Annotated in this window: 11 protein-coding genes; all 11 read left to right on the top strand. The window is 59.2% G+C overall.

Annotated elements, in window-relative coordinates:
• The first annotated feature begins 44 nt into the window (after positions 1-44).
• The 11 genes from dapA (at position 45) to C1719_RS08170 (ending at position 14,551) form a co-directional block, all read left to right on the top strand.
• A complete protein-coding gene (dapA, locus tag C1719_RS08120) occupies positions 45-944 on the top strand; it encodes a 4-hydroxy-tetrahydrodipicolinate synthase (RefSeq protein ID WP_102374642.1) in 900 nt (299 codons plus the stop codon).
• Positions 945-965: 21 nt separating this feature from the next.
• A complete protein-coding gene (locus C1719_RS08125) occupies positions 966-2,858 on the top strand; it encodes a ribonuclease J (protein WP_102374643.1) in 1,893 nt (630 codons plus the stop codon).
• Positions 2,859-2,992: 134 nt separating this feature from the next.
• Entirely contained in the window at positions 2,993-5,470 is a 2,478-nt protein-coding gene (locus C1719_RS08130; RefSeq protein ID WP_102374644.1) for an FtsK/SpoIIIE family DNA translocase, read from the top strand.
• A 4-nt stretch (positions 5,471-5,474) separates the two neighbouring features.
• On the top strand, positions 5,475-6,581 hold the full coding sequence (locus C1719_RS08135) for a helix-turn-helix domain-containing protein (RefSeq protein WP_245874437.1): 1,107 nt from the start codon (positions 5,475-5,477) through the stop codon (positions 6,579-6,581).
• Positions 6,582-6,788: 207 nt separating this feature from the next.
• Positions 6,789-7,286 (top strand): YajQ family cyclic di-GMP-binding protein, encoded by a 498-nt coding sequence (locus tag C1719_RS08140; RefSeq protein WP_102375991.1) that lies wholly within the window; start codon positions 6,789-6,791, stop codon positions 7,284-7,286.
• A gap of 12 nt (positions 7,287-7,298) precedes the next feature.
• Positions 7,299-8,606 carry a 30S ribosomal protein S12 methylthiotransferase RimO gene (gene rimO, locus C1719_RS08145; protein ID WP_102374645.1) on the top strand — a complete coding sequence of 436 codons (1,308 nt, stop codon included), beginning with the start codon at positions 7,299-7,301 and terminating at the stop codon, positions 8,604-8,606.
• Between the two features lie 3 nt (positions 8,607-8,609).
• Entirely contained in the window at positions 8,610-9,851 is a 1,242-nt protein-coding gene (gene pgsA / locus C1719_RS08150) for a CDP-diacylglycerol--glycerol-3-phosphate 3-phosphatidyltransferase (protein WP_102374646.1), read from the top strand.
• A 224-nt stretch (positions 9,852-10,075) separates the two neighbouring features.
• The gene (gene recA / locus C1719_RS08155) at positions 10,076-11,125 is read left to right on the top strand and encodes a recombinase RecA (protein ID WP_102374647.1); all 1,050 of its coding nucleotides are present in this window, start codon (positions 10,076-10,078) and stop codon (positions 11,123-11,125) included.
• 10 nt (positions 11,126-11,135) lie between these two features.
• Complete coding sequence (locus C1719_RS08160) at positions 11,136-11,714, top strand: regulatory protein RecX (RefSeq protein WP_102374648.1); 579 nt, start codon at positions 11,136-11,138, stop codon at positions 11,712-11,714.
• A gap of 217 nt (positions 11,715-11,931) precedes the next feature.
• Positions 11,932-13,464 (top strand): ribonuclease Y, encoded by a 1,533-nt coding sequence (gene rny, locus C1719_RS08165; RefSeq protein ID WP_102374649.1) that lies wholly within the window; start codon positions 11,932-11,934, stop codon positions 13,462-13,464.
• A gap of 1 nt (position 13,465) precedes the next feature.
• Positions 13,466-14,551: an ATP-binding protein gene (locus tag C1719_RS08170; protein WP_102374650.1), complete on the top strand. Its 1,086-nt coding sequence runs from the start codon at positions 13,466-13,468 to the stop codon at positions 14,549-14,551.
• Positions 14,552-14,573 lie beyond the last annotated feature (22 nt).

The following is a 14,573-nucleotide window of genomic DNA, read 5'->3' on the forward strand; positions in this document are numbered from 1 at the left end:
CGGTAACAGAGGAACCACGAAACGCAGTATCGAAGGAGAACACCATGGCAGCAAAAGCCGAGCCCCGGTTCGGGCGCATGATACCCGCAATGGTCACGCCGTTCGACGAGAATCGCGAGCTCGATCTCGATAGGGCGCAGGCTTTGGCAAACCGCCTTGTCGACGGTGGGAGCGATTCTCTCATCATCAACGGGACCACAGGCGAGAGCCCCACGGTGTTCTACCCGCAGAAGATCGAGCTTTTCAGGGCGATCGTGTCGGCGGTTGGCGATCGCGTGCCTGTTTTGGCCAACGTCGGCGACAACTGCACGGCCGATACGGTCGATTTTGCACGAGAGGTCGAAAGCCTCGGGGTCGACGGCATCATGCTGGTGGTTCCCTATTACAACAAGCCTCCCCAAGAGGGACTGTACCGCCACTTCAGAACTATCGCGGAAGCGGTCGATCTGCCGGTCATCCTGTACAACATCCCGGGGCGGTGCGTCGTCAACATGGAGGCCGATACAACGTTACGGCTTGCCCACGATGTCGAGAATATCGTTGCCGTGAAAGAAGCTTCGGGTAACATGGAGCAGATCAAGAGGATCATCGAGGAGTCGCCCGATGCCTTCCAGGTGTATTCGGGAGACGACGAGGCAACCTTCGAGATCATGAAGATGGGAGGCGCCGGCGTCATCTCGACGATCGGCAACGTTGCCCCCGCACGAATGAAAGAAATAGTTGAGCTGACTGCCGCTGGAAACTACGACGGCGCGCAAGCGGCTCATAATGCGTTGCAACCGCTGATGAAAGAGCTTTTTGTCACATCGAACCCGATCCTCGTGAAAGAGGCGCTCAAGCTCGTCGGGTTCCCCGTCGGGGGCGTAAGGCTCCCCTTGGTGGATGCAACGCCGGAGCAGTCCGAGCATCTCGCGCAGGTTATGCGGGAAGTCGGAGTGCTGTAAGCGCAAAGAAAAAGGAATAGTATGGAACAGAAGAACGCTCGCGATTCTCGCGAGAATAGTCAAGCGCGGAAAGAGAAGAACACGCGCTCGTACAAGCATGTCCAGTTGGAGCGGAAAAGGCCCCAGCTCACCAAGGGCGACGATGCTCAGAGCACGCCGCCGGCGAAGCGGGGCGGTGCAGGCGGGCAGAGCCGTGCGCACCGAAGCAGAAGCCAGCAGGGCGAGAGACGATCGGCCGACGTTCCCAAGAAGGATCCCAAGGCGACGCTCAAGATCATTCCGCTCGGCGGCCTCGATGCCATCGGCAAGAACATGACGGCATTCGAGTGCAAGGGCGATATGATCCTCGACGATGCGGGACTCATGTTCCCCGACGACGATCATCCGGGCATCGATCTCATTTTGCCCGATTACACCTACGTGCTCGAGAACGCCGAAAAGCTCCGCGGCATCATTATCACGCACGGTCACGAGGACCATACCGGCACGCTGCCGTACCTGTTGAAAGACCTTGATCGGCAAGTGCCGATCTACGCGACGAAACTCACGCTCGGGCTTATCGAGGGCAAGCTCGCCGAACACAAGATCAAAAACGCCAAGCTCGTTGAGATCAAGCCGGGCGACCAGATTAAGCTCGGATGCTTCACGGCGGAATTCTTCGCGGTGAACCATTCGATCCCCGGAGCCGTCGGCGTGTTCTTCCAGAGTCCTGCGGGAAACGTGCTTCATACAGGCGACTTCAAGCTTGATCAAACTCCGATCGACGGCGTGCATACCGATTTCGGCGCCCTCTCTAAGTTCAGCAAGATCGGCGTCGATCTCATGATGTCGGATTCGACCAACGCGCAAAACCCCAACTTCACGCCTTCCGAGGCGGAGGTCGGGAAAAACCTTTCGAAGATCATCTCGCAGGCCAAAGGGCGCGTCATCATCGCCTCGTTCGCAAGCCATATCCACCGTATGCAGCAGATATGCGATGCGGCGATTGCGAACGGGCGCAAGGTGGTTGTGACGGGCAGGAGCATGATCCAGAATACCGATATCGCGCGTCGCCTCGGATACCTCAAGGTCAGTGACACCGACATCATCGACGCCTACGACCTCAAGGGCATACCGGCCGAACAGGTGGTCATCATGTGCACCGGGTCGCAAGGCGAGCCCCTTTCGGCTCTGTCTCGCATCGCAAACGGCGAGCACCGCACCATCAGCATCGAAGAGGGCGATACGGTCATCATCTCGGCAACGCCGGTTCCCGGAAACGAGAAGGCGGTCACCCGCGTCATCAATTCGCTCGCGAAGATCGGCGCCGACGTTTACGATAAGAAGCGCGCCATGGTGCATGTTTCGGGACACGCGGGAGCCGAAGAACTCAAGCTCGTGCTCTCCATCGTGCAGCCTCGCTCGTTCATGCCGGTGCACGGCGAGGCGACCCATCTGCGCGCCCATGCGCAGCTTGCCGAGGCGACGGGCGTTGCGAGCGAAAACATCTTCATCTGCGAGAACGGCGAAAGCCTCGAGCTCACTGCAAAGGGAGTGAAGCGCGGCGAAACCGTGCAGAGCGGCATAGTGTTCGTCGATGGGCTTTCGGTTGGCGATACGTCGCAGAGCGTGCTCGACGAGCGCAACGCGCTCGGATCGCAGGGATTCGCCACCGTCGCAGCTGCGGTTTCGAAGAAGCGGAAGGACGTCGTGGGCGATGTCCGCGTCGAAATGCACGGCATAACGGGCGGAGACGACGAGTACCTGCAGCAGGATGCCGCCCAAACGGTGCGCAATGCGCTCAAGCGCGCCCTCTCGAAGGAAACGCAGACTCGGGAGCTCGAAAAAGCTTGCAAAAGCGCGCTTCTCTCGGTTTTATGGGAGCGCACCAAGCAGCGTCCGATGGTCATCGTGAACGTGCTTGACATACCGTAAAGGTAAGATGGTAAACACACACGTGACGATTCGTCGTTGAACGGAGAAAAAAGCCCGCGCAAGCGGGCTTTTCGTCTATAATGGGCGAAGTTTGACAATCGCAGCATAAACACAGTACATAAAGGAGCTCTGACGTGGCTCGCCAGACGAATTCAGCAGCCAAGCAAAAGCAATCCCAGGCGAAGGGCGCAAAAGCAGCCTCACCCAAGGAAAAACAGGCACAGAAAAGCAAAAAGGCACAAGCGAGCAGGGTCGAGGAGGCCCCGCGGCTTTTCGACGAGCGCACGCAGCGCGATATCGTCGGCGTCGTGTTCGCCGTTGTGGCGATCGTGTTGTTCGTGGCTGCCGTCATGCCCTCTGATGCCGTTGTCACGGCGTTTCTCTCGACCGTTTTGCACCTTACGCTCGGCGTGGGCGCCTACCTGCTTCCGTTCTTCCTGCTCGTCATCGGGGCGAGCTTCCTGATACGGTTCGAACGTCAGCAGGTGCCGGTTCGCGTAGCGGTCGGGCTCGTCATGATCTTCGTGGCGGTGCTTGCGCTTCTATCCCTTTTCACGCCAGGAGCCGAGCGTGATGCGATGGGACTGTTCGCCGAAGAAGCCCTTGCGGCACGCGGCGGCTACATCGGCGCAGGGATCGCGTGGGCGGGACTCACGTTGTTCGGGCAGACCGTTGCCGCCATCATTCTCGGCGGCATCATCGCGGCAGGGCTCGTCGTTATCGGATTCTCCATTTCGAGCCTTATCGAGAAGGTGCGCTCGCTGCGCGAGCACGATGATTTCGACGATGCCGACATACTCGAGGCGGCTCCGTTCGAGCCGCGCATCAAGCGGCAGCGGGAATCGGCAAAGGACGATCTTGCGCCTGCGAACGTGTCCAATGCCTATACCTCGAAGATCGAACGCCGTCCGAAGCGCGCTACCTCTTCGCTGAACACCCAGGTGCTGGGAGGCGTCGCACCGGTTTTCGACGAGCCGGAATCCCATGAACAGCCCATGACGCGCAAGCTCGGGAAGAAAAGCACTGAGAAGGAAAAGGCCTCTGCAGAAACTCCGAAGACACAGGCCGTTTCGAAGACCGCTGCGAAGAGTTCGACGCCGCTCGCAACCCCGCAGCCGCTTGACGGCTTTACGCTGCCTCCGATGAGCCTTCTTGCCCGCTCATCGGGCAAGGGGTCGGGTGCGAGCGAAGCCGATTTGAGGGAAACCGCCGCGTGCCTGCAGGAGACGCTCGAAGATTTCAACATCCTTGCGGAAGTGGTCGGCTGGGTTGCGGGTCCCACCGTCACGCTGTTCAAGGTCGATCTCCCCGCCGGCGTGCGCGTAAGCCGCGTGACGGCGCTCGAAGACGATATCGCGCTTGCGCTTGCTGCGCCGGGCGTGCGTATCTTCGCGCCGATTCCCGGCACGAACTACGTGGGCATCGAGGTGCCCAACAGCAAGCGGCAAAGCGTTCTATTGGGCGATGTGCTCAGCGATGCCACCGAAGGGCCGCTTCAAATCGCCATCGGCAAAGACGTCGAAGGCTCGTCGATCGTTTCGGATCTCGCCAAGATGCCCCACTTGCTCATCGGCGGTACGACCGGCTCGGGTAAGTCGGTGTCCATCAACGCGATGATCATGTCGATCCTCATGCGTGCAACGCCCTCCGAAGTGCGCTTCATCATGATCGATCCCAAGCGTGTGGAATTCACGCCCTACAACGGCATTCCCCATCTCTACGTTCCGGTTGTGACCGAAGCGAAAGAGGCGGCGAGTGCGCTTTCGTGGGGCGTTGCCGAAATGGAAAGGCGCCTTAAGATATTCTCGAAGGTAGGCGCCCGCAACATCGGACAATACAACGCGAAGGTGCAGCGCGGCGAAATCGGCGACGACGAGGCGAAGGAACTGCCCTACATCGTCATCATCATCGACGAGCTTGCAGACCTTATGATGAACGTCGGCAAGGAGGTCGAGTTTTCGATCTCGCGCATCGCGCAGCTGGCCCGCGCTGCGGGCATCCATCTGATCGTGGCCACGCAGAGGCCTTCGACCAACGTTGTCACGGGCCTCATCAAGGCAAACATCACGAACAGAATAGCGTTCAACGTAGCGTCGGGCATCGATTCGCGCGTCGTGCTCGACACGCCGGGGGCAGAAAACCTCATCGGCCTCGGCGACTTGCTGCTCTCGAAGCCCGAGCTGGCGAAACCCCAGCGCATCCAGGGCTGCTACGTTTCCGAGGACGAGATCAACGCTGTGGTCGACATGCTCAAATCGCAAGGCGAGCCCGAATACCATTCCGAAATCCTCAACACGAACCTCATCACGCTCGGCGCCTCGGCGCCGGATGGATCGGGCGGCAGCGGGTCGAGTGACGATCCCCTGATTTGGGAAGCTGCCGATATCGTGGTTTCGAGCGGGCTCGGATCGACGTCGAATATACAGAGACGTCTCAAAGTTGGCTATTCTCGAGCCGGGCGTATAATGGACATGCTTGAAGAAAAGGGCGTTGTGGGCCCCCCGAACGGCAGCAAGCCGCGCGAGGTGCTCGTCGATGCCATGGAACTCGAAACGCTGAAAGCGTTCGAAGCCCAGGACGAGGCCGGCGAACCATCGTTTGCGGAGGAGTGACGACGTGGACCAGGTAAGTTTTGGAACGGTTTTGCAGGACGCCCGCATGCGCAAAGGCTACGACTTGGCCACTGCGGCGCGCCGGTTGCGGATTCGCCCCGATATCCTGCAGGCCATAGAGGCGGCGGATTTCTCGCGGATGCCCCCGAGAGGATATGCCCGCAACATGGTAAACGCCTATGCGCGCTATCTCGGCCTCAATCCGACCGAGGTCACGCGGATGTATCTCGACGAGGCGTACGCCTACCAGGTGGGCAGAGCCCGCTCCGATGCGCGCCAAACGGGTTTCGATATGTCGGCCGCTCCCCCTAACAGGCGCGGCAGCAGGCGCGATTACGACGAGCAGGGAGAATCGACGGCGCTTGGACGCAAGCTCTACGTCGATGATCCCCATCGGGACCGGCGACGCAACGAAACCGCGCGATCCGAGAGATACGGCGAGGAACGGACGCATCGATCGAACAGAAGCGCGCTTCCCAATACGCAGTACACGAATTTCTATTCGGGGCCGAAGGCTTCGCCGCTTTCAAGTTCGAAGCTGCCGTTCATCATTGCGGGAGCGGTCATTCTCATCTTGCTGATCATCGTGCTCGTGCTGGTGTTCGGGCAGGGCGGATCGAGCAACGAAGACGTCCCGAAGGTGCCGGTGACCGGATTGAGCGATCCGGAGGATTCGGGATCGACGAACGATGGCGGCGATTCGGGGGATACCCAGCAGAACACCCCGGCGAAAGTGGCTCCGGCTAGCGCTGTGTTCAAATACGAGGTGGGGAACGGATCTGCCTATATCGAGGTTATCGTCGATGACGTGACCGTCGAAGCGGACGAGGTAAGCGGCCCCGCGAACAAGGAATACGACGTCACGGGCAAGCTGAGGTTCAAAACAACGAATCCCGATGCCGTCAAGGTGTACCAAGATGGCGAGGAGATCGAGTTGACATCGCCGTACAACGACGGCGTATACGAGGTAACCGTCGACTTCGCACAGGTGCTTAAGAAGTGGCAGGAGGATAACCCGTCAGCGGGAACGGCTGGGCGGGCCGGGGATGCGGATACGGGGGGAACCGATACGGGCGATAGCGGTTCGCCGAGCGGAACGGCAAACGAATAGCGAACCTCGTGCGAGCGGTAGAAACATGCCGCTCGTCGCAAATGCGGGATGTTTTTCGAGGATATGGGCGAGCGGGGGCAAACGCATCCCCGCTCGCCTATAATAAGGCCATACAACAGGGGCTCGGCTTGTGCCGAGCCTTATCGCGATACGCGAAGGCGCGCGCCGGACAGCGTCGGGCGCGGCAGGGAATCGAGGAGGAACGACATGGCAAAAGAATCGAGCTTCGACGTGGTATCCACCGTTGACATGCAGGAAGTCGACAACGCGTTCGGGCAGGCGAAAAAGGAGCTGACGCAGCGCTACGATCTGAAGGATTCGGGAGCCGATATCTCGCTTGACAAGCAGAACAAGACGATTACGGTAGCCGCGCCGAGCGATTTCGTCGCAAAGCAGGTCATCGACGTCATCGGGTCGAAACTCGTCAAGCGCGGCATAGATTTGACCGCCGTGAAGTGGGGTGCCGTACAGTCTGCCGCCGGACAGAGCGTGCGACAGACGGCAACCATCGTCGAGGGAATCGACCGCGACACCGCCTCGACGATCAACAAGGATATCAAGGCGGAGAAGTTCAAGGTCAAGGTTCAGATCGAAGGCGACAAACTTCGGGTGAGCAGCGCTTCGCGCGATGCCCTGCAAGAGGTCATCGCGTTTTTGAAGGAAAAGGACTACGGACAGCCGCTCCAGTACGTCAACTACCGATAACGGGTCGGGCTCATGATTCGAGATTCAGGATCGCCGCGCGTCTGTTTCGTAACGCTCGGTTGCGCGAAGAACGAAGTGGACAGCGATCGAATGGCGCAGCGCGCCGCCGAGGCGGGTTTTCTCATCGTCGACGAGCCGCGCGAAGCCGAAGCGATCGTGGTCAACACCTGTTCGTTCATCGAGGCGGCTACCGAAGAGAGCCTTGAGATGATCTTCGACCTCGCCGAGATCGAGTTTTCCGACGGAAAGCGCCCGCCCCTCGTCGTGGCGGGTTGCATGCCCGCACGCTATGGCGACGAGCTCGAATCGGAGCTGCCCGAAGCGGCGGCTTTCGTGCCGTGCAGCAAGGAGGATGACATCGCCGAACTTCTTGCCGAGGTGCTCGGACTCGAATTGCCTCTCGCGGAACTTGCCGCCGATGCGGCAGACGAGCGCAGCGGCGCCGTATCGGCATATGTGAAGATATCCGACGGATGCGATCGCTTCTGCTCGTATTGCACGATCCCGTTCATACGGGGCCGCTACCGCAGTTTTCCCTACGATCAGATCGAGCGGGAAACGAAGCGCCTCGTCGACTCGGGTGCGAGGGAAATCGTTCTCATCGCGCAGGATACGGGCCGATGGGGGTCCGATTTCGACGAGCCTTCGAGTCTATCGTGGCTGCTTGCCAGCCTGGCCGAGCGCTTCGCCGACACATGGTTCAGGGTCATGTACGTTCAGCCCGAAGGGGTGACCGACGAGCTGATCGATACGATCGCCGCGCATGACAATATTTGCAGCTACCTCGATGTACCGCTTCAGCACGTGAAGCATGATATCCTGCGGGCGATGAACAGAACGGGATCGCGCGAGGAGTTCGAAGAACTCGTGTCGCGCATTCGACGTCGCATCCCCGCCGTAACGCTGAGAACGACTCTGATCGCAGGGTTTCCCGGCGAAACCGAAGACGATTTCGAGGACCTGTGCGATTTCGTCGAAGGAGCCGACCTCGATTACGTTGGCGTGTTCGCCTATTCGCGTGAAGAGGGAACAAGGGCGGCCGCTCTGGAAAACCAGATCGACGACGAGGTGAAACTCGAGCGGGCGCAGACCTTGCGCGATATAGCCGATACGGTCTGCACGGCGCGCGTTGCCGAGAGGATCGGCAAGACGGCATCGGTTCTCGTGCTCGGCCGCGAAGAGGATGGACAGCTTTACGGCCGCGCCGCATGCCAGGCGCCCGATGTCGACGGCGTCGTGTATCTGAGCGAAGGAGAGCCCGGCCAGTTCGTCACGGTGACGATCGCGGATACGCTTTTGTATGAAATGGAGGCGGAATAGCCCATGGCAACGCCAGCTCCCACCCACGAGAAGCTTTGGACTCCGGCGAATATCGTAACGCTTCTGCGCATTTGCGGCGTTCCTTTGTTCGTGATAGCGATCATCAGCCCTTGGCCCGCATGGATTCCCGAATGGAGCGATGCGGAAATTTGGAAATCGTGGATTGCGGCGGGGATATTCATCCTGCTTGCGGCCACCGACGGGCTCGACGGCTACCTTGCGCGAAGCAGGGGAGAAGTGACGAACCTCGGAAAGTTCATGGATCCCCTTGCCGATAAAATACTCGTTGCAGCAGCGCTTCTCGCGCTGATCGAGCTCGGCGTCCTTCCCTCATGGGTCGCTCTTGTCATTTTGTGCCGCGAGTTCATCGTATCGGGCATTCGCATGGTTGCGGCGAGCCAAGGCGTCGTGATTGCGGCAAGTTGGTACGGGAAGGCGAAGACGGTCACCCAGATCATCGCCATCGTGCTTTTCATCATAAAGGATTCGACGCCTGTTACGACGTTTTCCGAGGTGTTCAGCAACCATCTGTACCTCGTCTCCTGGGCGGTCATGTTCGTCGCCCTTGTGCTAACGATCGTATCGATGCTCGACTACTTCGTGAAAGCGCGCGAGATACTCGGTTTCACGAAGGTGGCTCGAAAGGTGCGAGGGGAAGGCGAGCGGGGCGGTTCGGAATCCTGCGTGCAAAACGCTTCCGATCCGGGCGATCCGACTGAAGAAGAGCTTGCCTCGATAGAACCCGACGCGCTTCGGGCCCTTGCATCGGAAGTGCTCGAAGCGGCGAAGCGGGCGGGTGTGACCCTCGGCACGGCGGAAAGCTGCACGGGCGGTCTCATCGCTGCTACGCTGACGGCGATACCCGGCAGCTCCGAGAGCGTAGCAGGCGGCATTGTGAGTTACTCGAACGATGTCAAGCGGGCGGAGCTTGACGTTAAGAAGGAGACGCTTGGACTTGCGGGCGCGGTCAGTTCTCAGACGGCCGAGCAGATGGCGTTCGGCGCGCGAAAGCGCCTGGGTGTCGACATTGCCGTATCGGTTACGGGAATCGCCGGTCCGGGAGGCGCGGTTGAGGGAAAGCCCGTCGGGACCGTATGGATCGGTCTTGCCGATCCTGCGATAACGGTTTCCAAGCTCTGCCGGTTTCCCGGCAACCGCGAACAGGTCAGGCTGCTTGCGGTCAAGACCGCACTCGAGCTCGTCCTCGATGCGATCGCAGGGCGCGAAGAACCGCGTCCCTTATAGGCGGTGCGCGCGTCCGGTTTTTGCCGGATTCGGTTCCGCTGCGTGCAAGATACCGTGTTCGATCACGTTGGATAACGCGCGCGCTCGAATCGCTATCATGCAAGGTCTTCATGCCATAATCGGTTTTACGGTGCGATTTAAAACATTCGCTTGACGAACAAACATCTGTTCGTATAATAGAACAGTCCGAATGCAACACAGACGCGCTCAGCGAGGAGAAGGAAATGAACCAGGACAAGGCCAAAATGCTCAAACTGACGACCGATCAGATCGAGGGGAAGTTCGGTCAGGGCTCCATCATGAAGCTGGGCGAAGACGGCAAGCATCTTTCGATCGGCGTCATTCCCACGGGTGCTCTTCCGCTCGATGCTGCGCTTGGGATCGGCGGCGTGCCCCGCGGGCGCATCGTGGAAGTGTACGGCCCCGAGGCATCCGGTAAAACCACTCTCGCACTGCAGATCCTCGCTGAAGCCCAAGCGCTCGGCGGCGTTGTCGCGTTCATCGATGCGGAACACGCGCTCGATCCGGTATATGCAGCCCGTCTCGGCGTCGATATCGACGAGGTGCTCATCTCGCAGCCCGACACCGGGGAACAGGGTTTGGAAATCTGCGATATGCTCGTGCGCAGCGGTGCCATCGATTGCATCGTCGTCGACTCGGTGGCGGCTCTTGTGCCCCGCGCCGAAATAGAGGGCGAGATCGGCGATACATCGGTCGGCTTGCAGGCGCGGCTCATGTCCCAAGCGCTCAGAAAGCTTGCGGGTTCTCTTTCGAAATCGAATACCACCTGCATATTCATTAACCAGCTGCGCGAGAAGATCGGCGTTATGTTCGGCAACCCCGAAACTACGACGGGCGGGCGTGCGCTCAAGTTCTTCTCAAGCGTCAGAATCGACATCCGTCGAATCGATTCCATTAAAAAAGACGGCGAGATCGTGGGCAACCGCGTCCGCGCTAAGGTGGTCAAGAACAAGGTTGCCCCCCCGTTTCGCCAGGCTGAATTCGATCTCATGTACGGCGAAGGCATCTCGCGCGAAGGCTGTATCGTCGACATGGGCGTCGAGGCAGGCGTCGTAAAGAAAAGCGGCGCGTGGTATACCTACGGCGAAGAACGTTTGGGCCAGGGTCGCGAGGCGGCGAAGCAGACGATGAGGGAGAATCCCGATCTGCGCGACGAGATCGAGGTGAAGGTGCGCGAGTTCTTCGAGATTCCCGTGATCGCCTCTTCGGAGGAGTCGGCGATCGAGGCAGCCCCGAAGCCGGGCAAGAAGTAGCGGCATCCTTATGCCTTACATCGACGAGCGGTTCATCGAAGATCTGAGAAGAAAACTCGGCGACGAAGAGCCATCTTCCCAAGAATCGGTTGTCGCCTCCATGAGGCCTGCTGCACCTTCGCGCGCCGCTTCGGCGCGCGAAGCGCTCGGTGACGAGGCGTTCGAAGCGTACAAAAAGATTCAGAGACTCGCAAGCGTCAGCGAACGGTCCACCAAGGCCTTGCGAGAGCGGCTTGCCAAAGACGGGTATGCGTCCGAAGCCGTCGACGAGGCGATCGAGCGCGCCGTCTCGTACGGCATCGTCGACGACAGGCGCTATGCAGAGGCGTACGTTCGTACCAAGCTGAGAGCGGGTAAGGGCCGGCGAGGCATCGAATCGGATCTGCGCGACCTCGGAATCGATCCTGAGGAGATCGGCGAGTGGTGCGAATCGGGCGACGACGAGGTTTCCCGTGCTCTCGAGGTCCTCGAAAAGCGCCCGCCGACTGCCAAGAACAAACGAGATGCGGCGTATCGGAGGCTCATTTCGAAAGGATACAGCTCTTCTGCTGCTCAGAGCGCCGCCCGCATGTGGAGCGAATCGTTATAATTTCCAAAAAGACTTTATCAAAATCGCAGAAACCTTTATCATGGTATGCAGCTTGAGAGATTGCGTACCCGATAGGGTGCTGACTATAGAGACAACCCAATATCTGTACTCTACCGTGCGCGTTCGCTCATGCCAGGTGTTTTGCCCGGCATTTTTTTGTGCCGAAAACTGAAAAATGACTTTATGACCAGTACAAACAGATTGAAAGGGGGAGCGAATGCCCGAAGTGCTATGGCTTGTAATCGGAGCTGTCGTCGGTATCGCTCTCGGCTTTGTTATCACGCGTTTCGTCGTCAATGCTTCGACGAAACGTGCTGCACAAGAGGCTGAGAGCCTCGTTGCGGATGCGAAGAAACAAGCCGAAACGCTCCGAAGAGAAGCGATCGTCGAAGCAAAAGACGAAGTATTGAAAATGAAGCAGGATGCTCAAGCGGAAAACAAGGAACGCTTACGCGAAGTGCGTACGGCTGAAAACCGCTTGTCCCAACGCGAGGAGTCGCTCGATCGCCGCGTCGAGTCGCTCGATACGCGCGAGCATCAAATCTCTTCCATGCAGGGTCAGCTCGAACGCAGAGAGCGCGATCTGAAAGAGGCCGCCGAGGAGATCAACCGTCGTCTCGAACGCGTGGCGGGCATGTCTCCCGACGAGGCCAAGGCAGAGTTGCTTGACACGCTTAAGGAAGAGGTCACGCATGAATCTGCCGCCATCATACGCGATGCCGAGGCTCGCACGAGAGCCGAGGCCGACAAGAAGTCGCGCGAGATACTGAGCCTTGCCATCCAGCGTGTGGCCGCAGATCATTCTGCCGAAAACACGGTATCTGCCATCCATATTCCGTCGGACGATCTGAAGGGCCGCATCATCGGGCGTGAGGGCCGCAACATACGTTCCTTCGAGCAGTTGACCGGAACGAATCTCATCATCGACGATACTCCCGAGTGCGTAACCATCTCGTGCTTCGATCCCGTTCGTCGCGAGATCGGCCGCGTGACGATGGAGAACCTCATCGCCGATGGGCGCATCCATCCCGCTAGAATCGAAGAGATGTTCGGCAAAGCCGAAGAGTACGTGAACCAACGCGTGCAGGAAGCAGGGGAGCAGGCGACGTTCGATACCGGCATCCACGACTTGCATCCCGAACTCGTCCGCACGCTCGGAAGGCTCAGGTATCGCACCTCTTACGGTCAAAACGTTCTCAACCATTCGCTTGAGGTCGCTTATTTGAGCGGGGTCATGGCAGCCGAGCTCGGTCTCGATCCTATTCCCGCCAAGCGTGCCGGTCTGCTGCACGATCTTGGAAAAGCCGTCGATCATGAGGTCGAAGGCAGCCATGCGGTGATCGGCGCCGATCTGGCGCGTCGGTTCGGTGAGAAGCCCGAAATCGTCCATGCCATCGAGGCTCATCACAACGATGTCGAGCCGAACAGCGTGCTCGATGTGCTCGTGCAGGCCGCAGACGCCGTATCAGCCGCTCGTCCGGGAGCTCGTAAGGAAACGCTCGATTCCTACATCAAACGCCTTGAGAAGCTTGAGGAGATCGCAAACGCCCATAAGGGCGTCGAGCGCACCTACGCCATCCAGGCAGGTCGCGAGGTTCGCGTTATGGTGACCCCCGAAGTCGTCGACGAGGCTGCCACAACGGTGCTTGCCCACGATATCGCCCATCAGATCGAAAGCGAAATGCAGTATCCCGGGCAGGTCAAAGTTGTCGTGATCCGCGAAAGCCGCGCCTCAGCAGTAGCAAAATAGCATGACCGACCAATCGTTGACATCGTTCATCGAGGAAGTCTGCGGCGACAGCCATCTCCGAGTCGAAGACGATCTCGGGGATGGCTTCGTTCGTTTACGGATTGCCGAGGCGGAGCGAAGGCAAGCCCGCCATGACATCCGATCAACTGAAGATATCGTCATCGAAATGCTGCGAAACGCACGCGATGCGGGCGCCCGAAGCATTTTCGTCTCGCTTTCGCGCGAGGGTTCTGCCCGTAGGATATGCATGATCGACGATGGAGCGGGCATACCGGAATCGATGCAGGATGCTATATTCGAACCGCGGGTAACATCGAAACTCGACACCGTGCACATGGACAAGTGGGGCGTTCACGGTAGGGGCATGGCGCTTTTCTCCATTGCCGAGAATGCCGAAATAGCGCGCGTGGCAGTTTCGGCTCCCGAAAAGGGCGCTGCCCTGTTTGTTGAGACGAACCTCGATCGACTGCCCGAGAAAACCGATCAGTCGAGCATGCCCGTATTCTCGCATACCGACGAGGGAGAGATTCGCGTCAGAGGCCCCCGCAATATAAACCGCATGGTGGGCGAGTTCGCCTTCGAGCATAGGGAGACCGTATCGGTGTACAGCGGCGCGCCCGTTGAAATCGCCGCAACGCTGTACGAATACGGAAATGCGACGGTTTCGGCGAGCACCAGGGCATTCGCATCCGATCCAGCCGATCTCCCCGTCATGAAGCGTCTGTGCCTTTCTGCCGATCCGGCGGAATTCGCCGCGATGGCCCAAGGGATCGGGCTTGATATATCCGAAAGGTCGGCGCGAAGGATCATGGACGGCGGCATTGCGGTTCTTGATCCGGTATCGGAAACGCTTGCCTTCGAGGAACGTTCAGCCGCAAAGAGGCGAAAGGCGGGGAAAAAGGCTCTTGCCGCCGATGCGCGAGGATTGAAGATAGATCGCTCCGATATCGATGCGTTTTCCGACGGGATGCGCGACGCTTTTGCGGAGCTCGCGCAGCGGTACTACCTCGAACCCGACGTGCGGCCTGAAATCCACGTTTCCCGTGATGGCATACACGTGAACTTTCCCATATCAAAGCTGCTTTAAGTTGCGCGGCCATTCATTAATG

Source organism: Raoultibacter massiliensis (assembly GCF_900199545.1).
In the GTDB taxonomy this organism is placed as follows: domain Bacteria; phylum Actinomycetota; class Coriobacteriia; order Coriobacteriales; family Eggerthellaceae; genus Raoultibacter; species Raoultibacter massiliensis.

What these genes read in the sequence shown, in the direction of transcription:
- dapA (WP_102374642.1), top strand. Translation starts at nt 45, where the DNA reads ATGGCAGCAAAAGCCGAGCCCCGGTTCGGGCGCATGATACCCGCAATG.
- C1719_RS08125 (WP_102374643.1), top strand. Translation starts at nt 966, where the DNA reads ATGGAACAGAAGAACGCTCGCGATTCTCGCGAGAATAGTCAAGCGCGG.
- C1719_RS08140 (WP_102375991.1), top strand. Translation starts at nt 6,789, where the DNA reads ATGGCAAAAGAATCGAGCTTCGACGTGGTATCCACCGTTGACATGCAG.
- rimO (WP_102374645.1), top strand. Translation starts at nt 7,299, where the DNA reads ATGATTCGAGATTCAGGATCGCCGCGCGTCTGTTTCGTAACGCTCGGT.
- pgsA (WP_102374646.1), top strand. Translation starts at nt 8,610, where the DNA reads ATGGCAACGCCAGCTCCCACCCACGAGAAGCTTTGGACTCCGGCGAAT.
- recA (WP_102374647.1), top strand. Translation starts at nt 10,076, where the DNA reads ATGAACCAGGACAAGGCCAAAATGCTCAAACTGACGACCGATCAGATC.
- C1719_RS08160 (WP_102374648.1), top strand. Translation starts at nt 11,136, where the DNA reads ATGCCTTACATCGACGAGCGGTTCATCGAAGATCTGAGAAGAAAACTC.
- rny (WP_102374649.1), top strand. Translation starts at nt 11,932, where the DNA reads ATGCCCGAAGTGCTATGGCTTGTAATCGGAGCTGTCGTCGGTATCGCT.
- C1719_RS08170 (WP_102374650.1), top strand. Translation starts at nt 13,466, where the DNA reads ATGACCGACCAATCGTTGACATCGTTCATCGAGGAAGTCTGCGGCGAC.